The organism is Endozoicomonas sp. ALD068, assembly GCF_049310145.1.
Taxonomy (GTDB): Bacteria; Pseudomonadota; Gammaproteobacteria; order Pseudomonadales; family Endozoicomonadaceae; genus Endozoicomonas_A.
The window spans coordinates 3,204,592-3,222,500 of record NZ_JBLYNU010000004.1; the positions used below are offsets into that span (position 1 = coordinate 3,204,592).

The window sequence follows — 17,909 nt, forward strand, 5'->3', positions numbered from 1 at the left end:
TCATATGAAAGCCGTGATACTTGCCGGTGGTTTTGGTACGCGTATTTCCGAAGAAACCAATTTAAAACCAAAACCAATGATCAGAATTGGTGGAAAACCTATCTTATGGCACATAATGAAAATATATTCTGCGCATGGTGTTAATGAGTTCGTGATTTGCTGTGGCTATAAAGGGTATTTAATCAAGGAGTATTTTGCCAACTATTTTCTTCATATGTCAGACGTTACTTTCGACATGAAATCTAATCAGATGAAAGTACACAGGCAAAATGCAGAATCTTGGCTGGTAACTCTTGTAGATACTGGAGAAAAAACACTAACCGGGGGTAGATTAAAGCGAATAGAAGAACATGTTATGAGAGAGGAGAGTTTTTGTTTTACTTACGGCGATGGACTTTCAGATATTGATATAGCCAAGGAAATTTCATTTCATCAATCCCATGGTAAATTGGCAACAGTTGCGGCAGTGCAGCCGCCCGGTCGTTTTGGAGCTCTTCAAACGGAAGGTTCTTGTGTATGCGGCTTTTCAGAAAAACCTAGAGGTGATGGTTGCACAATAAATGGTGGTTTTTTCATTTTGTCCCCCAAATGCCTTGATTACATTCATGGCGATCAAACAACATGGGAAGAAGAGCCTTTGAAGACTTTGGCTGCTGACGGTGAGCTCATGTCATATGTTCACTCAGGTTTTTGGCAGCCAATGGATACCCTCCGCGAAAAAAAACTGCTAGAGGATCTCTGGGTTACAGGCAAAGCACCCTGGAAGGTATGGAAGTGAACAGGTCATTCTGGTCTGGTAAAAGAGTCTTCTTAACAGGACATACAGGGTTTAAAGGTGGGTGGTTAACTCTTTGGTTGTCGAAAATGGGTGCAAAAATATACGGCTATGCTCTAAAACCGCCTACGGAACCAAACTTTTTCTACGTAACAAAATTAGAAAATTACTTGACTGGTCATGAAATTGGTGATTTGCGTAATGCAGAAAAATTGACAGCAACGGTTTGCAGTATAAAACCAGAAATAATTTTTCATCTGGCAGCACAGCCTATTGTTCGACAGTCTTACATTGATCCGGTAGAAACATATAGCGTGAATGTTCTTGGCACTGTCAATTTATTTCAAGCAGTTCGCAAGGCCGGGAGTGTGAGAGCGATTGTCAATGTTACTTCAGATAAGTGTTACGAAAACAGGGAGTGGGTCTGGCCCTACAGAGAAAATGAGCCTATGGGTGGTTTTGATCCCTATTCCAGTAGCAAAGCTTGTTCTGAACTTTTGACCGCAGCTTATCGGCGATCTTTTTTTCAACAACAAGGTATTCAAGTCGCAAGTGCAAGGGCCGGCAACGTGATTGGTGGTGGAGATTGGGCAATTGACAGGCTGATTCCTGACTTTTTTAGAGCCTTTGAGGCTGGACATAGATTGACTGTCCGTTCGCCAAACTCAATACGACCCTGGCAGCACGTGCTTGAACCCCTTTGTGGCTACATCTTACTTGCCGAAGCCCTTTATAATACTTGTCAGGATATGGCTGAAGGCTGGAACTTTGGGCCTGATGAAGACGACGCACGGTCTGTATCCTGGATAGTTGATTATTTAGGTCGCAAATATCCGGATACCAGCTGGGTTTACGACACTACTCTTCAACCCCATGAAGCAGCAGTGCTCAAACTTGATACTTCCAAGGCGAAATCAAAGCTTAAGTGGTACCCACGTTGGAATTTGACACAAGCCCTTGATATGACCTCTGATTGGTACCTTGCCTGGAAGAATAACCAAAACATGCATAGGGCAAGCTTGCAGCAGATTCAAACCTACGAAGCCAGTTTGTCACGCCATGATGATGCCGCGTTTTGAAATACATTCTGTCGAAATTGATGGCTTGAAAGTTCTGCAAAGGAAACTGTTAGAGGATGGAAGAGGCTATTTTGAGAGGTTTTTCTGCTCTGAGGAATTAAAGACAGTGCTAGCTGGTAAATTCATCGTGCAAATAAATCATACTCTAACGAAATCCAGATACACCGTGCGTGGGATGCACTTTCAATACCCACCAAACGCTGAAACAAAATTTATTAGTTGTATTCGGGGTGAGGTTTTTGATGTTGCTGTCGATGTTCGAATGGGTTCTCCTACATTTCTGAAATGGCATGGGGAAGTTTTGAGTGAGAGAAATCTGAAATCACTTGTCATCCCTGATGGATTTGCCCACGGATTTCAAACATTATCAGAAAATTGCGAATTGCTTTATCTTCACACAGCATTGTATCAACCAAAATCAGAGGATGGTCTCAATCCACTGGACAAAAAACTGGCTATTGACTGGCCGTATAATGTAGAGTCTATGTCTGCCAAAGATTCAGGCCATCCCATGCTGGATCTTAGTCAATTTAAAGGTGTAAAAATTTGAAATGTCGGCATTGCAACTCTGACCTTGTCTTATCACTGGTTGATTTGGGTAGCTCACCTCCCTCAAACGCCTATTTGACGAATGTAAGCATGGAGGGTCCTGAAAAATGGTTTCCGTTGCGTGTTTTAGTATGCGAAAAATGTTGGCTTGTACAGACAGAGGACTTTACAGATGCTGAGGACTTGTTTGACACAGAATATGCTTATTTCAGTAGTTTTTCTGACAGCTGGTTAGTGCATTCAAAGCAGTATGTGCATGACATGATTGATCGCTTCCGTCTAAATAGCAATAGCCATGTTGTTGAGGTGGCAGCCAATGATGGTTATCTGTTGCAGTATGTTAAAGAGGCTGGGATACCCTGTACCGGAATAGAGCCGACAGCGAGCACCGCCTGTGCTGCTAGAAAAAGAGGTATTCCAGTTATTGAAAAATTCTTTGGTATCAGGCTGGCAAATGAACTTGTTCAAAAGGGTATACAAGCAGATTTAACCGTAGCAAACAATGTTCTTGCTCATGTACCGGATATTAACGATTTCATTGCAGGTTTTACATCTTTACTCAAGCCTAAAGGTGTGGCTACATTTGAGTTTCCTCACTTTTTAAAACTGGTTAATCAGAACCAGTTTGATACTATTTATCATGAACACTTTTCATACTTGACCCTAACCACAGTAAGAAAAATATTTACACGATCAGGCCTTACTATTTTTGATGTTGAAGAATTATCTACTCATGGCGGTAGCCTGAGGGTATTCTCACAACGCTCAGACACAGGTGGTGAATCAATTTCTGACAATGTTAATTCCTTGCTGACAATAGAAAATGAACATGGGATAAATAACAAGAAATTCTATCAAGATTTTCAAAAAACAACAGACCGAGTGAAACATGAATTTTTATCATTTCTAATCAAGGCGAAGAGTGAAAAAAAATCGGTTGCGGCATATGGTGCAGCAGCTAAGGGAAATACACTGTTAAATTATGCTGGCGTTCGAAAGGACTTATTGCCATTCGTTGTCGATCGCAACCCCAATAAACAGCAAAAATACATGCCAGGTAGTCGCATACCAATAGTTGAGGAAGATGTATTAAATCATGTTAAGCCTGATTACATCATTATACTGCCTTGGAATCTACGCTCAGAAATAATGCACCAACTCTCTTATGTGCATAACTGGGGCTGTCAATTTGTTACAGCCATACCACAATTAACAATTTATTAGAAAAGAAATGTAATATGGCGATATTGATAAGTCTTTCATGGCGTATCCAGAATAAAAAAGTATGATAGATATATTTTAGGTGGATTTCTCAAACACACATTTCGGCAATTAAAAAATAATGGTAACGATGAGAAACTTGCGAATAAGTTCGTTAAAAATAAGGTAATCTCAATAGAATTAGTATCAGTGAAGCCCAACGGAAAAATAACTCTCTTTTTAAGTCAACGAGTTCACCAATAAGAGTCACAAAACTTGCTGAGGTATTTTCAATGATAGATTGCATTGATCTTGATGTGGGTTTTTATAGAAAAAAATATGATGATTTGAATCATTTTAATGATCGAAAGTTAGCTCGGCACTACTCACAATATGGATATTACGAGGGCAGGGAATGTAATCCTTATTGCTTGAGAGAGAAACTTACAGTGTTGTGTAATGATAAAAGAGTATTGGAAATAGGCCCTTTTACGACACCTCAGTTAAAGGGAGATACATTTTCATATGCAGACGTTTTAAATACAGATGACTTGATCAAACGGGCAAGAGACATTGGTTTTAGTACTCAAGATATACCAATAATTGATTATGTAATAGATAATTTGTCATTAAGCAAAATAGCAACAAGGTTTGAATGTGTTTTCTCATCTCATAATATTGAACATCAACCTGACTTAATTTCTCACTTACAAGAGGTGTACAATCTTCTTTCAGATAAAGGAAGATATTATTTAGTTGTTCCTCATTGTAGTTTTTGTTTTGATGCTACACTGCCTCCAACGAAAATATCAGAAATCTTTAATGCTTAATTATGAAAAGAGAAAAATCCATACGGTAGGTTCGGTTATAGAACATTTGGCAATGACAACCCACAATGATCCAGTAGAGCATTGGAGAGGAGTCCAGAAAACCACTGATTATCAATGGGTTGATAGTATACGTATTAAAGATGCGATAGATAAATATGAAAAAAGCAATGGAGATTATATTGATGTTCATGCATGGCAATTTACTCCAATAAGTTTTTTCAATATTATAAAAAGTCTGATTGATCTTGATTTTATTGGTTTCTCAAATATTTATGTTAGCGGTCAAGTGAAAAATAGATTTGAATTTACTGCAATTATTGAAAAATGAATTTTATGGTTTCTAGAGAATCATTGTTTGTGTGTTACTGTTCAAGATCAACCACAGGTCTGTGTTCTGATTAGTGGTTGAAAGTGATTTTTAGGGTACATGTACTTTCTTTTGAGTTGACCATAAATAGACAGCCGACTCACTTATTTGGTTGACTGGTGCCTTCGGGTTGTCAAAGCTATACCACGACTAACAATTTACTAGCTAAGGTAATTAACATGACAATACTTGATGAGTATTTCATGACATATCCTAAATCACAAAATGCGATAGATATATTTTATGGGGAATGGTCAAGTATTATTCCTGGAGATATAAAAAGTCATGGCACCGCTGATCTTTTTAACGATGTTAGAATTGATCTTATTTGTAACAAAGTAGGCGGTTTAAATAATGCCAATATTCTGGAATTAGGACCATTGGAAGGTGGGCACTCTTACATGCTAACAAAAAAGTTAAAAGCAAGAAGTGTTACTGCAATTGAGGCAAACAGCAGAGCTTATCTTAAATGTTTAATTATCAAAGAAATACTCGAAATGAACAACGTGTCTTACATGTTAGGGGATTTTGACCAATACTTAAATGACTGTAATATGTATGACTTGATTCTAGCATGTGGTGTCATATATCACTGTAAGAATCCCATTGAAACAATAGTAAAAATATCTAATAAAACACAAAAAATTGGTATATGGTCTCACTATTTTAAAGAGAGTGAGGTGAGGTCTATTTATGGTGATAGATTCTCTTACGTTGCGGAGATAATGAATTACAAGGGTTATACAGGCACTGTCTACAAACACAACTATTCAAAGGCACTCAACATACCTCGTTTTTGCGGAGGTGGTAACACATATACCTATTGGATGGATTTAGAGAGCTGGTTCAGCCTCTTCGATTCTTTGGGCTTTACGTTAGAGATTTTGTCTGGTAGCGAAAATCATATCCATGGCCCAGAGTTCACAGCTATCGCCACTAAAAAGTAATGAGCAAGAAAATACTCATAACAGGTGCTACAGGTTTCATAGGTCGCTACTGTCTGAAACTGCTAAAGGACTCTGGTTTTGAAATACATGCTGCTACACGTCAAGAACGAGAAGATAATGAAATTTTTTGGCATAAGTGCAATTTGCTTGAGAAAGGGTCTGCAGTAAGGCTCATTCGTTTGGTACGACCAAGTTATCTTTTACACCTCGCTTGGAATGCAGAACCAAATGTGTTTTGGTCCACACCCGAGAACCTACAATGGCTTAGTGCCAGTCTTGAGCTTTTGCAGGCTTTTGCTGAACATGGTGGCCATCGTGTAGTAATAACGGGTACCTGCGCCGAATACGACTGGCGTTTTGGTTGGTGCTCAGAAGATATTACACCACTAAATCCAGGCACCCTCTACGGAACGTGTAAGAATGCATTACAAGATATATTGAGTTCTTACAGCCATGAGACAGCGATAAGTACTGCTTGGGGGCGTATTTTTTTCATTTTTGGGCCCCACGAGCATCCGGCAAGGCTTATCTCATCAGTTACACTTTCACTATTAAGAGGTCAAATTGCCGCATGTAGCCAGGGTAACCAGGTGCGTGATTTTTTACATGTCGCAGACGTAGCCTCAGCTCTTGTCACTCTAATAACATCTGATCTACAAGGCCCTATCAATATTGCATCTGGAAGAGGAATATCAGTTAGGGAAATGGTCATCAATATAGGTACTTCTTTAGACCGCCTAGATTTAATTCAGTTTGGAAAAGTGCCAAATTCACCGACAGAGCCACCCCTTCTTGTAGCCGATACACGCAGACTTAACGATGAACTAGGATGGCAACCTTCCGAAACGTTTCAACAAAGGATAAAAGAAACAATTGATTGGTGGAAGCTGCAATTTTCATAATCAATCGATACGAATTCAAACTGACAATGTTGACATATAACTACCTGATTTTTCCATGCTGAATAGTAAGCCTGCGGGATTGCGTATTCTGGTCAGCCGGTGTTTTCTAATGGGTAGCTACCGTCGCCGCCTACTCGCAATGTCAAGAATAAAGTGTACCGTTTTTTCGATTGTCTGCTGGCGTCAATAGGTCTGATTGTTGGATCACCTCTGCTTCTGGTGATTTATATTATGGGTCTTTTCGATAATGGCTCTCCTTTGTTCAGCCAAGAGCGAGTTGGGCGCTGTTAACTCCGCTATAAAAAGCCGTTTGTTCTTTTGAAGTTCCGTACCATGCAAGTGCAACGCAGGCATGAAGAAAAAACAAAAGAAAGCAGCTATGAGTACACGCTATCTGGCTGAAGTCCTTGCTGGGCAGGCACTTTCATGATTTTGCCGTGGTTTTGATATTCAGAAATGTGAAAATTACTTTGTGAGAATTCCCTGATCACAGGTTGTTGGACTTAATCTGGTTTTCCTGTTGTACACACCTTAAGGTAAGACTATATTAGTATTGCCTTAAGGTGGAGATAGAAAACCATGAGAGCATCTACAAAAGGACAAGTTAGCATCCCTCGGGAAGTAAGAGAGGTACTCGGGATTTTGCCGGGTAGTGAAATAGAATTTATTGAGGAAAATGGCAGATTCTATCTGGAAAAAAGAGATCAACCAAAAACAAAGAAAAGATTTGCCCGGTTCAGGGGAATCGCATCAGCCCAAATGAGCACTGAAGAAATTATGGGACTTACGAGAGGCGAGCCGTGAATGGCATTCTGATCGATTCCTGTGTTCTACTCGACTTGTTGACTAACGATAAAAATTGGGCTGATCGGTCAGAGAAAATTCTCGAGCAATACAGTCAAAGTAATAGCTTGTTCATAAACTCAGTAGTATACACAGAGATATCCATTGGTTTTAAAACAACAGAAGAAGTCGATGAAACATTGACTAAAATGGGTATCAAAGTTTTGGAAATCCCTCGAGAAGCATTGTTCTTGGCAGGTAAAGTTTATCTTCAATATTGAAAGAACAAAGGCAAAAGAATATCACCATTGCCTGATTTCTTTATTGGAGCCCATGCGTTGATCTCAAATTTTCAACTAATAACGCGGGATAATGGTAAGTTCTCAAGCTATTTTCCCACCCTGAAATTGATAACTCCCGCTAATAGTTAATAAGCTTATCTTAGGAAAAAGTCATGCAAGCACCCGAAGCCATTGGGCTCAATGCCATGGAAAAATCATGAAAACTGCTGAAATCATTGACCTGTAGCTTACATTTGCTTTCTTTTTAATACGGCTATGGTCTTATATCTACACATCAGGATAAGGCCTCAGCATGAATGCTCACGACTTGATTTCACAACTCTCTATTATCAGTGACCCTCACCAAGCTTGGAAAGTTGACCATAAGCTAACAGACATCCTTTTTCTGACGATCTGTGCTGTCATTGCAGCGCAGAAGACTGAGAATAAGCTTCACTGGAAACTTGATGTTGCGATGAGAGAAGACGAGTATCGCATCCGAAGAAATGTCGGAGCAGAAGTTCTAGCAGGCTTTAGACATATTGCAGTCAATCTGCTGAACAACACGAAAACCTTCAAAGCAGGTCTGAAGAGGAAACAAAAGAAAGCCGCTATGGATGAGTACACGCTATCTGGCTGAAGTCCATGCTGGGCAGGCACTTTCATGATTATTCCTTGGGCAGATACTTTCAGTTCAAGGGTTATTGCACTTTTCGTGAAATAATTTGATGTAAACGATGAATAATTTCATTGAATTTCTCTGCTTTTATGGTCGCGATTTCTTGGCAGATAATGCTTTGGTGTGCCGTGAATAACTTTCCCGGGCGCGCAAAGCTCTCACGGTCTAGGATTCCTTGGTTGAAATCGTTCGGAGTGATAACAATTGCTGTCGGATCAGAGTATGCTTTACTGGTGATCTGACAGAGAATAACATCACCTTTTCCGACGCTGGCAAGTGTAAGAGCCGGGCGGCGTTTAGTTGACGACAAGTCGGAGAACGGGAAATTGATAGTGACTATCGTTCCTGCTGAAGGCATTCCCATGCTTCATCCTCATCTGGCTTATTCCAGTCTGCTGCGAGTGACGGTTCACTTAACAGCACTTCATCATTAACCCGCTGGCCGGGTGACTCCTCAAGTATGGTTATCAATACGTTAGACCCTGAAGGCAATACCAGATTATCTGGCAGTTTGAGGTTGCCCTTACTGTCTACAGTGGCTTTGTATGTCTGAAACATATCCATGCTCCCTGTATCAATGGTTCATCAACGATAGCTTAGTTCTGTAGTGAGGGGAAGCTATTGACACCTGGAAAACGAGGGTATGTTTTAAGAAAAGTGAAAAAGGAAGCTTGATGGTGCGATGAGAGAAGATGAGTGTCGAATTCGAAGTAATGCCGGGGCAGAAATTTTGGCAGACTTTAGACAGTCACTCTACTAAACAGTTCGAAAACGTTCAAAGCAGGCCTGAAGGGAAAGCAAAGGAAAGCTGTTATGAGCACATGCTATCCGGCTGCAGTCCTGGCCAGGCACGTACTTTCATGATTTTACCGTGACTCACTGTCCAGCCTGTCCAGAACCTTCAGAGCTTCCTTTGGATTACCTGATTCTGCTCTGACCAGGTAACGGTTATAGGTATCAAACTCTGCCAAGGCGATGGTCGATAATTCATCCATCAATTTGTTCAGACTGATATTTCTGGACTTGGCCAATTGCTTCAAGCGTTCATGTTTTTCTTCGGTCATTCGAATGGTAAGTACGCTCATTGCCTGATCTCCCTAATAAAGTCTTCTGGATTACAAATGGTTAGGTGGTCAAACCTCAGTTCACCGCGACCAACATCTTTAATGTTCTTGATCGGGATAGGGCCTAGCCTCACAGCTACGCTCCTCCCAGTCGAGTCAACCAAGGGAACCTCCCCCTCAGCTGCTCACGGAACCGTACTTGAACCTCTCAGCTCATACGGCTCTTCTTATCCAGCCGCTGACACACAACCAATACGCCAGTGTGCCATTAACCACGGGGCTTTCTTGGCGACTCTCCCTAAACAATGGGCAGCTCGCTTCTTTCGCCCCCTCAATTTCTTGTATTTGCCCATAGCCCAGCGAACCAGTGTTTCTTCCACATAGTTCAGAACTTTCTTCAATTCCGACGGGTAGAATTTCCCATAGTAATTGATCCAGCCCTGTACATAGGGATTGATCAACTTTGCCAACTCATCAAGCGAGTAAAGTGATCGTTTGGTGGGAACTGCCAGCTCCCTGATAGTGTCCCGGATATGCTGAGCCGAAGCCTTGCTTATCGCCGGGAGAAAGCTGACAAAGAACTTCCCGTACCGGTTTCTGGCCATCCGTGGGCGAAAGGTATAGCTCAAAAAGTCAAACGCCGTGTTTTCATGCTTTTCCGGTCGGTCTTCATCCATGCAGTAGACCAGCTTCGTCTTTTCCGGATGCAATGTCAGGCCGCAGTCTTTCAACCTCTGCCTGACCTGCTCCAGTACTGACTCCGCTTCCTGTTTGGTACGACAATGGATCAGCGCATCATCAGCATACCTCTCAAACCAGACATGCCGTATATTGCGTTCGAGCCATAGATCAAAAGCATAATGCATAAACAGGTTCGCCAGCAGTGGGCTAATCACGCCCCCTTGCGGCGTCCCCTTCATCCGTTTAACTTGCTCCCTGCCATCATCTACAGGAGCTTCCAGCCAACGTTTTATGTATAGCAGTACCCAAGGTTCCTGAATGTGGCGCCTCGCCGCTTTCATCATGAGTTCATGATCCAGATTGTCAAAGAATCCCTTTATATCGAGATCAATCACCCAGTCGCGCCGCCAGCAACGCTTTCGCGCAACCGCCAGTGCCTGATGAGCATTTCGGTTAGGCCGGTAGCCATAGGAGTTTTCATGAAAGACAGGTTCCACTAATGGCTCCACGATCAACTTGACCACCGTTTGGGCTATGCGATCCGCTACTGTCGGTACTCCCAGCGGTCTCGTGCCTCCACCTTTCTTGTCGATGTCTACACGCATGACGGGGGGAGGAAAGTAACTTCCCGATGACATCCTGTTCCATAGTTTGTACAGGTTGCCGCTCAGGTTGGCTTCAAAGTCAGCCAGCGACTGACCATCAATGCCTGCGGCTCCCTTGTTGGCTTTCACCTTCTGCCAGGCTTGCCAGACAAGCCTTTTCGAAATTGTGAACGGTTTTGCATCAGTCATAGATTCATCCCATAAAGTTGGTTGATCTACTCCTTCCGCTGGATAAGTCAGCCCCTTCGCTCCATACCCATTACAGGTACTTCATCGCTACTACGAGCTGATCCGCCCCTGTGCCCTGTATTGGTACTCAGAGCCTTGCTGTTTGACAGCTTGGCTGGCTCCCTTAACACCAGAGCGACAGGTTCTCATGTTCCATAAAAGAGCCTGAAATCGGTTCATGCCATCTTTGTGCCGGACACCGCTCAGGCAGTAACTGGATAACTCCTGAACTTATCATGAGGTAGTGGTGCCCCTCACTTTTGATGCCAACGTATACGCTTACGACACGTCATCAATGGTTCACTTGCGTTCATCTCCCGAAGTCATACCTGACGCAATCTTGTTGCGTCTTTTCTGTGACGCTCACCACCCTGACTCTTAATCAGCGCAGCTCACAGTGGTTTGGTGGTCGCTTCCAGAAGCCGCCACCGGAGGGCCTGCCTCCATCTCAATTACAGTTACGAACAGACCGACTCTGTTCTCATGACACACCAACACCCAGCATACGGGTCCGTACTGGGCGTTTCGGTCAGTTAAGCAGCCAATAATCTAATCAAACCTAATTCATCGAACCAACTATTCGGCAATGCTAAGTGCAGCGCAGGACTCCGGCTTATCCGCCAGTACCCTTTGCTCGACCCTACTGTCTGCCTCGTCAGCTCATCACTGACTCCTCGCCTTCTTAGCTCCGCATATCGCTTCGGGCTTTTCTTCCATTGATACCAGAGCAAACTTCTCAATCGTCGCCTGATCCAGCAGTCAAAGTTTTCAAACTCCGAACGGGTTTCAACTTCTCGAAAGTAGTTCTTCCAGCCCCGTAAGTAGCGATTCAGAAACTCCAATCTCTGCTCCAGTGACCGCCCGCCTTTGCGGGTTAGTTGTTTGACCTTGTCCCTGAACCGCTTGCAGGTTTTATCTGCCAGCTTCTTCCTGCCATCTCTGGTAAAGCTGTATCCCAGGAACGCCCGCCTCCATGCCTTGTCAACTGCACTTTTCGCAACGTTGACTTTTAGCTTCAGCTTGCTTTCGATGTAACGAGTCAAACTTGCCATCACTCTCTCGCCTGCTTTCTGGCTTCGCACAAACACCCGACAGTCGTCAGCGTAACGTACAAACCGTAAATCACGCTTTTCTAACTCTTTATCGAGTTCATCCAGTACGATGTTAGACAACACAGGTGAGAGCGGCCCTCCCTGAGGCACTCCTTCGGTCTGCGGTTTTACCAGCCCGTTCTCCATCACTCCGGACTGTAGGAATCGTCGAATTAAACGTAATACATCCTTGTCATCTGTGTGAACTGCCAGCTTTGCCATCAGTCGATCATGGTTAACCCGATCGAAGAATTTCGACAGGTCAATGTCCACAACCCAGCTATATCCTTCTCGGATATACGACTGAGCCTGATTAATCGCCTGATGTGCTGACCGGTTCGGCCTGAATCCGTAACTGAAGGCTGAGAACCTTGGTTCCCACTCGGCCTGCAATACTTGCTGTATCGCTTGCTGCACCATTCGGTCTAAGGCGATTGGTATACCCAACTGCCTTTCTCCTCCGTCCGGTTTGGGAATCAGTACTCGCCTTACGGGAGCAGGACGCCATTCTCCCTGCAAAAGACATTGCCGCAGTTCATGACCATGTTCTTGTAGATGGGTGTACAACCCTTCCACTGTCATGCGGTCGATGCCTGCTGCGCCTTTATTGCGTTTAACTCGCTGAAAGGCTCTTGTTAAATTATTGGGGTTGGCGATACGTTCCATCAGGCTCGTACCACCCGCCGGGCTTTCGTAATCCTGTGATACCGACACGACCTCAGCCCTCATAGCCTTGCAGCCTCCGGTTCCGCCGTGACCACTTGGCATGAGTTCCAGTGTTTGCTGGATTTGTCTGCGTCCAGTGTATCGAATAACAGAAACTACTCACCACTCTGTACCGTTCAGGCCTTCACTGACATACGCCAGCTACTATGCCATCTGCTGACTTCTGTGTGGCGGTCAAGTCACCTTACGATGGCCTCAGTCCGAAATATCAGACACCACACAGACCTCCCGAGGTAAGTCACACCGCCTTCGCCGCACAACCGCCAGATCTACTGCCTGAATGTCCGGATGAGTATGGACTTCGTCATCATACGCTGACTCGTCCTCACGCAAACAGCCTCATATCTGATTTCTGTTCGTCGGCTCGCGGTTTTGCTCCACACTGCCTTCAGCCTGCACCTCACGATACAAACCTTGTGCTTCACTAGTCCTTCGCCCTCATCTGGCTGGACAGGGGACTTTCACCCCCAAGCTGTGTGACATGCTCGGCACACGTGATGATATGGCTGGCACCGCCAGCCATCGCCAGCTCTACCAGGTGATTATCAGCTTCGTCTGGTAATTTTGGCCGCCAGAGATAATAGATCTCAACCCACTGGGTAATACTTAGCAGCGCGTTGAGCACCTGTTCACGTTCCGACTCAATAGGTAAGCGGTGTTTATTACCCATCCATGGAAAAATCATGAAAGCCCCTTCAATTATTGGCCTGTAGCTTATATTTGCTTTCTTTTTAATGCGTCTATGGTCTTATATCTACACATCAGGATAAGGCCTCAGCATGAATGCTCACGACTTGATTTCACAACTCTCTATTATCAGTGACCCTCACCAAGCTTGGAAAGTTGGCCATAATCTAAATAATCGTCCTTACTCATGATTCGATCCTGAATGAGAAAATAAACATTATATTGCGAGACAATAGCTCATATCGTCTACAGATTTAAATGCAGACAAGCTGATTGGTGATTTACAGGGTCGATCCTGCAAAGGCAATCCACCTTTTAGGCTGGCAACCGCCCTATCCTGTCGAACAGGGTATTCGGGCTACCGTTTTGGCCTATTCTCCAGGTAAAAAATGAAGTGTATCGTTTCCTCGATTGCCTGCTGGCTCTACTCGGTCTAATTCTCAGCTCGCCTTTACTTCTGGTAATTTATATTATGGGTCTTCTTGATACCGGCTCTCCCCTGTTCAGCCAGGAACGGGTTGGCCGTTATAAAAAGCCGTTTGTGCTTGTGAAGTTCCGTACCATGCAAGTGGATACTTTCTCTGTTGCCAGTCATCTTGTCCCTTCCTCATCCATTACGCCACTGGGTCGATTCCTGCGTAAAACCAAGCTGGATGAACTGCCACAGCTATGGAATGTTCTGGTTGGCGATATGAGTCTGGTAGGTCCACGGCCTAATCTTTTTAATCAGCAAGAGTTGATTGAAGCCCGTGAACAACTCGGGGTGTATAATGTGTTGCCTGGCCTTACCGGACTTGCGCAAGTCAGACAGATTGATATGTCCACCCCTGAACTGCTTGCCAGAACAGACAGCCAGATGATCCGATCCTTAACTCTTCGGGATTATTTTAAATATATTTTGATGACTGCGACGGGGAAAGGTCAGGGAGACCGGGTGCGATGAGTAGTAATAACAAAAACCCCGGTCAATCTCTCAACCGGGGTTCTGCTTTATTCAATGCCTGGCGATGACCTACTCTCACATGGGGAAGCCCCACACTACCATCGGCGATGTGTCGTTTCACTTCCGAGTTCGGGATGGGATCGGGTGGTTCCAACGCTCTATGGTCACCAGGCAAAACTGGTCGAGCCGTTGGCTCTCGAGCTGGAAGCTTGAAGCTGGAGGCTTGAAGCTGTTTCTCGAAAACTAAGGCTCTGGAATCCAAATCTCTTTTAAGCTGTGTCGTCTATTCTTGCTCAACACTCTCGTTCACTGTGTACGGCTTCAAGCTTCCAGCTTCAGGCTTCCAGCTTTTGCTGGCAGCTTCGCTGCGCAAATCGCTTTGGCGTTATATGGTCAAGCCTCTCGAGTCATTAGTACGGGTTAGCTCAACGCCTCACAACGCTTACACATCCCGCCTATCAACGTCGTAGTCTTCAACGTCTCTTATGGGCCTTGCGGCCAGGGAAGTCTCATCTTGAAGGGGGCTTCCCGCTTAGATGCTTTCAGCGGTTATCCCGTCCGAACTTAGCTACCGGGCAATGCGTCTGGCGACACAACCCGAACACCAGTGGTTCGTCCACTCCGGTCCTCTCGTACTAGGAGCAGCTCTCCTCAAACTTCCAACGTCCACGGCAGATAGGGACCGAACTGTCTCACGACGTTCTAAACCCAGCTCGCGTACCACTTTAAATGGCGAACAGCCATACCCTTGGGACCGGCTTCAGCCCCAGGATGTGATGAGCCGACATCGAGGTGCCAAACACCGCCGTCGATGTGAACTCTTGGGCGGTATCAGCCTGTTATCCCCGGAGTACCTTTTATCCGTTGAGCGATGGCCCTTCCATTCAGAACCACCGGATCACTATGACCTACTTTCGTACCTGCTCGAGATGTACCTCTCGCAGTCAAGCTGGCTTGTACCATTACACTAACCGCACGATGTCCGACCGTGCTTAGCCAACCTTCGTGCTCCTCCGTTACTCTTTGGGAGGAGACCGCCCCAGTCAAACTACCCACCACACAATGTCCCCGATCCTGCTAAAGGACCTGGGTTAGAACCTCAATATTGCCAGGGTGGTATTTCAAGGTTGGCTCCATGCAGACTGGCGTCCACACTTCAAAGCCTCCCACCTATCCTACACAAGCAACATCAAGATCCACTGTGAAGCTGTAGTAAAGGTTCACGGGGTCTTTCCGTCTAGCCGCGGATACACTGCATCTTAACAGCGATTTCAATTTCACTGAGTCCTGGGTGGAGACAGCGTGGCCATCGTTACGCCATTCGTGCAGGTCGGAACTTACCCGACAAGGAATTTCGCTACCTTAGGACCGTTATAGTTACGGCCGCCGTTTACTCGGGCTTCGATCAAGAGCTTCTCCGAAGATAACCCCATCAATTAACCTTCGAGCACCGGGCAGGCGTCACACCGTATACGTCCACTTACGTGTTAGCACAGTGCTGTGTTTTTAATAAACAGTCGCAGCCACCTGGTATCTTCGACCAGCCTCAGCTTACGGGGCAAGCCCGATCACCAAAGCTGGCGCACCTTCTCCCGAAGTTACGGTGCCATTTTGCCTAGTTCCTTCACCCAGGTTCTCTCAAGCGCCTTGGTATTCTCTACCTGACCACCTGTGTCGGTTTCGGGTACGGTCCCTCTTGACCTGAAGCTTAGAAGGTTTTCCTGGAAGCCTGGCATCAACCACTTCCCCACCTTGGTGGGTTCGTCATCAGTTCTCGGCTTTGTGAACCCGGATTTGCCTGGGTCCACAGCCTACGACCTTAAACAGGGACAACCATCGCCCTGCCGGCCTAGCCTTCTCCGTCACTCCATCGCAGTCAAAAGGGGTACAGGAATATTAACCTGTTTCCCATCGATTACGTCTTTCGACCTCACCTTAGGGGCCGACTCACCCTGCGCCGATTAGCGTTGCGCAGGAACCCTTGGTCTTCCGGCGAGGGAGCCTCTCACTCCCTTTATCGTTACTCATGTCAGCATTCGCACTTCTGATACCTCCAGCCCACCTTCCGGTGAACCTTCAACGGCTTACAGAACGCTCCTCTACCGGTTCAGTTGTCAGTTTGCAGTTGTCGGTTGTCAGTTTGAACTGAGTTATTTAAAACTCTTGTGCAAACTAACCAACATCTTACTGACTTGGTTGTATTCGGTTTTGAGGTCTTGCCATTGCTGATCGTCAATGTAATTGAGATCAAGGCAGTACCTTAACCAAACTCTCATTTCGTCAGATGATCCGATAGCCATCAATATGAACCTTCGAAACTCTGCTTTTGAGATGATCAGTTTCCCATGTCCTTCAGCAATATTTGCACAGATTCCTTTACTGGCTCTGCGCATCTGATCAGCAAGTCCATGCATTTGTTCAATTCTCGGAAATTCCAGCGAGAGCTTGTGAACTTTCAAAGAAAGCTTATAGGCCCATTGAAATACTTCTAAATCTTCAAATCGCTGCATACTTACTTCTCATACTGCCAACTGACAACTGTAAACTGACAACTGAACCCCGTAGCTTCGGTGAATAGTTTGAGCCCCGTTACATCTTCCGCGCGAGCCGACTCGACCAGTGAGCTATTACGCTTTCTTTAAAGGGTGGCTGCTTCTAAGCCAACCTCCTGGCTGTCTGGGCCTTCTCACATCGTTTCCCACTTAACTATTACTTTGGGACCTTAGCTGACGGTCTGGGTTGTTTCCCTTTCCACGACGGACGTTAGCACCCGCCGTGTGTCTCCCGTGATTGCACTCATCGGTATTCGGAGTTTGCATGGGGTTGGTAAGCCGGGATGGCCCCCTAGCCCAAACAGTGCTCTACCCCCGATGGTGAGACACGAGGCGCTACCTAAATAGCTTTCGAGGAGAACCAGCTATCTCCGGGCTTGATTAGCCTTTCACTCCTATCCACAAGTCATCCCCTGGCTTTTCAACGACAGTGGGTTCGGTCCTCCAATCAGTGTTACCTGATCTTCAACCTGCTCATGGATAGATCGCCCGGTTTCGGGTCTATTCACTGCGACTGGACGCCCTGTTAAGACTCGCTTTCGCTACGGCTTCCCTATACGGTTAACCTTGCCACAGAAAATAAGTCGCTGACCCATTATACAAAAGGTACGCAGTCATCAGTGGCCAGTTGTCAGTTGTCGGTGGTCAGTTTTGTTCAGCGTCAATTTCAACACCTCTGCAAATCTGCCCGTATTTTCCAACTTGACGACCTGGTAATCAGTCATCTGCTGTCGCTTGCCTACTGGCAACTGACAACTGACAACTGACCACTGACTCCCACTGCTTGTACGTACACGGTTTCAGGTTCTATTTCACTCCCCTCAACGGGGTTCTTTTCGCCTTTCCCTCACGGTACTGGTTCACTATCGGTCAGTCAGGAGTATTTAGCCTTGGAGGATGGTCCCCCCTTGTCTCCGAAAAGACGGTTCAGACAACATTT

General features: G+C 45.1%; 18 protein-coding genes, 2 rRNA genes and 2 pseudogenes (1 of these 22 running past the window's edge). 14 read left to right on the plus strand and 8 right to left on the minus strand.

Annotated elements, in window-relative coordinates:
* The first annotated feature begins 4 nt into the window (after positions 1-4).
* The 13 genes and pseudogenes from rfbF to ACO6V5_RS10950 form a co-directional block, all read left to right on the plus strand.
* Positions 5-778, plus strand: coding sequence for a glucose-1-phosphate cytidylyltransferase (gene rfbF / locus ACO6V5_RS10890; RefSeq protein WP_422133030.1), 774 nt, complete (start codon positions 5-7; stop codon positions 776-778).
* The gene (rfbG, locus tag ACO6V5_RS10895) at positions 775-1,854 is read left to right on the plus strand and encodes a CDP-glucose 4,6-dehydratase (RefSeq protein WP_422409389.1); all 1,080 of its coding nucleotides are present in this window, start codon (positions 775-777) and stop codon (positions 1,852-1,854) included. The genes rfbF and rfbG overlap by 4 nt, the downstream gene beginning before the upstream one ends.
* On the plus strand, positions 1,835-2,404 hold the full coding sequence (locus tag ACO6V5_RS10900; RefSeq protein WP_422133028.1) for a dTDP-4-dehydrorhamnose 3,5-epimerase family protein: 570 nt from the start codon (positions 1,835-1,837) through the stop codon (positions 2,402-2,404). The genes rfbG and ACO6V5_RS10900 overlap by 20 nt, the downstream gene beginning before the upstream one ends.
* Complete coding sequence (locus tag ACO6V5_RS10905) at positions 2,401-3,627, plus strand: methyltransferase domain-containing protein (protein WP_422133027.1); 1,227 nt, start codon at positions 2,401-2,403, stop codon at positions 3,625-3,627. The genes ACO6V5_RS10900 and ACO6V5_RS10905 overlap by 4 nt, the downstream gene beginning before the upstream one ends.
* Positions 3,628-3,896: 269 nt before the next feature.
* Positions 3,897-4,433: a hypothetical protein gene (locus ACO6V5_RS10910; RefSeq protein WP_422409387.1), complete on the plus strand. Its 537-nt coding sequence runs from the start codon at positions 3,897-3,899 to the stop codon at positions 4,431-4,433.
* Positions 4,426-4,761 carry a hypothetical protein gene (locus ACO6V5_RS10915; RefSeq protein WP_422133025.1) on the plus strand — a complete coding sequence of 112 codons (336 nt, stop codon included), beginning with the start codon at positions 4,426-4,428 and terminating at the stop codon, positions 4,759-4,761. Before ACO6V5_RS10910 ends, ACO6V5_RS10915 begins: the two co-directional genes overlap by 8 nt.
* Before the next feature lie 218 nt (positions 4,762-4,979).
* A complete protein-coding gene (locus ACO6V5_RS10920) occupies positions 4,980-5,747 on the plus strand; it encodes a DUF1698 domain-containing protein (protein ID WP_422409385.1) in 768 nt (255 codons plus the stop codon).
* Complete coding sequence (locus ACO6V5_RS10925; RefSeq protein ID WP_422133023.1) at positions 5,747-6,649, plus strand: NAD-dependent epimerase/dehydratase family protein; 903 nt, start codon at positions 5,747-5,749, stop codon at positions 6,647-6,649. The genes ACO6V5_RS10920 and ACO6V5_RS10925 overlap by 1 nt, the downstream gene beginning before the upstream one ends.
* 153 nt (positions 6,650-6,802) lie before the next feature.
* On the plus strand, positions 6,803-6,940 hold the full coding sequence (locus ACO6V5_RS10930; protein WP_422133022.1) for a sugar transferase: 138 nt from the start codon (positions 6,803-6,805) through the stop codon (positions 6,938-6,940).
* Positions 6,941-7,228: 288 nt separating this feature from the next.
* A complete protein-coding gene (locus tag ACO6V5_RS10935; RefSeq protein ID WP_422133021.1) occupies positions 7,229-7,453 on the plus strand; it encodes an AbrB/MazE/SpoVT family DNA-binding domain-containing protein in 225 nt (74 codons plus the stop codon).
* Entirely contained in the window at positions 7,450-7,713 is a 264-nt protein-coding gene (locus ACO6V5_RS10940; protein ID WP_422133020.1) for a PIN domain-containing protein, read from the plus strand. Before ACO6V5_RS10935 ends, ACO6V5_RS10940 begins: the two co-directional genes overlap by 4 nt.
* A gap of 313 nt (positions 7,714-8,026) precedes the next feature.
* Positions 8,027-8,143: pseudogene (locus tag ACO6V5_RS10945) on the plus strand (transposase family protein); the annotation flags it as partial.
* Positions 8,144-8,155: 12 nt separating this feature from the next.
* Positions 8,156-8,381: pseudogene (locus ACO6V5_RS10950) on the plus strand (transposase); the annotation flags it as partial.
* Positions 8,382-8,414: 33 nt separating this feature from the next.
* On the opposite strand, the gene ACO6V5_RS10955 reads toward ACO6V5_RS10950, so the two are convergent.
* The 6 genes from ACO6V5_RS10955 to ACO6V5_RS10980 form a co-directional block, all read right to left on the minus strand.
* Positions 8,415-8,756, minus strand: a complete 342-nt coding sequence (locus tag ACO6V5_RS10955; RefSeq protein WP_422133019.1) for a type II toxin-antitoxin system PemK/MazF family toxin — start codon at positions 8,754-8,756, stop codon at positions 8,415-8,417.
* Positions 8,729-8,950 carry a hypothetical protein gene (locus ACO6V5_RS10960; protein ID WP_422133018.1) on the minus strand — a complete coding sequence of 74 codons (222 nt, stop codon included), beginning with the start codon at positions 8,948-8,950 and terminating at the stop codon, positions 8,729-8,731. The genes ACO6V5_RS10955 and ACO6V5_RS10960 overlap by 28 nt, the downstream gene beginning before the upstream one ends.
* A gap of 308 nt (positions 8,951-9,258) precedes the next feature.
* Complete coding sequence (locus ACO6V5_RS10965; protein WP_422133017.1) at positions 9,259-9,477, minus strand: toxin-antitoxin system HicB family antitoxin; 219 nt, start codon at positions 9,475-9,477, stop codon at positions 9,259-9,261.
* A 206-nt stretch (positions 9,478-9,683) separates the two neighbouring features.
* A complete protein-coding gene (gene ltrA, locus ACO6V5_RS10970; protein WP_422133016.1) occupies positions 9,684-10,931 on the minus strand; it encodes a group II intron reverse transcriptase/maturase in 1,248 nt (415 codons plus the stop codon).
* Between the two features lie 572 nt (positions 10,932-11,503).
* On the minus strand, positions 11,504-12,829 hold the full coding sequence (gene ltrA, locus ACO6V5_RS10975) for a group II intron reverse transcriptase/maturase (protein WP_422409380.1): 1,326 nt from the start codon (positions 12,827-12,829) through the stop codon (positions 11,504-11,506).
* 382 nt (positions 12,830-13,211) lie between these two features.
* Positions 13,212-13,472, minus strand: a complete 261-nt coding sequence (locus ACO6V5_RS10980) for a PIN domain-containing protein (protein ID WP_422133014.1) — start codon at positions 13,470-13,472, stop codon at positions 13,212-13,214.
* A gap of 396 nt (positions 13,473-13,868) precedes the next feature.
* Between ACO6V5_RS10980 and ACO6V5_RS10985 the strand changes: the two genes are divergently transcribed.
* Positions 13,869-14,417: a sugar transferase gene (locus tag ACO6V5_RS10985; protein ID WP_422133013.1), complete on the plus strand. Its 549-nt coding sequence runs from the start codon at positions 13,869-13,871 to the stop codon at positions 14,415-14,417.
* 56 nt (positions 14,418-14,473) lie between these two features.
* Here the strand turns inward: ACO6V5_RS10985 and rrf are convergent.
* Both rrf and ACO6V5_RS10995 read right to left on the minus strand, forming a co-directional pair.
* A 5S ribosomal RNA gene (gene rrf, locus ACO6V5_RS10990) occupies positions 14,474-14,589 on the minus strand.
* A 217-nt stretch (positions 14,590-14,806) separates the two neighbouring features.
* Positions 14,807-17,909: ribosomal RNA gene (locus ACO6V5_RS10995) — 23S ribosomal RNA — on the minus strand (it continues 379 nt past the right edge of the window).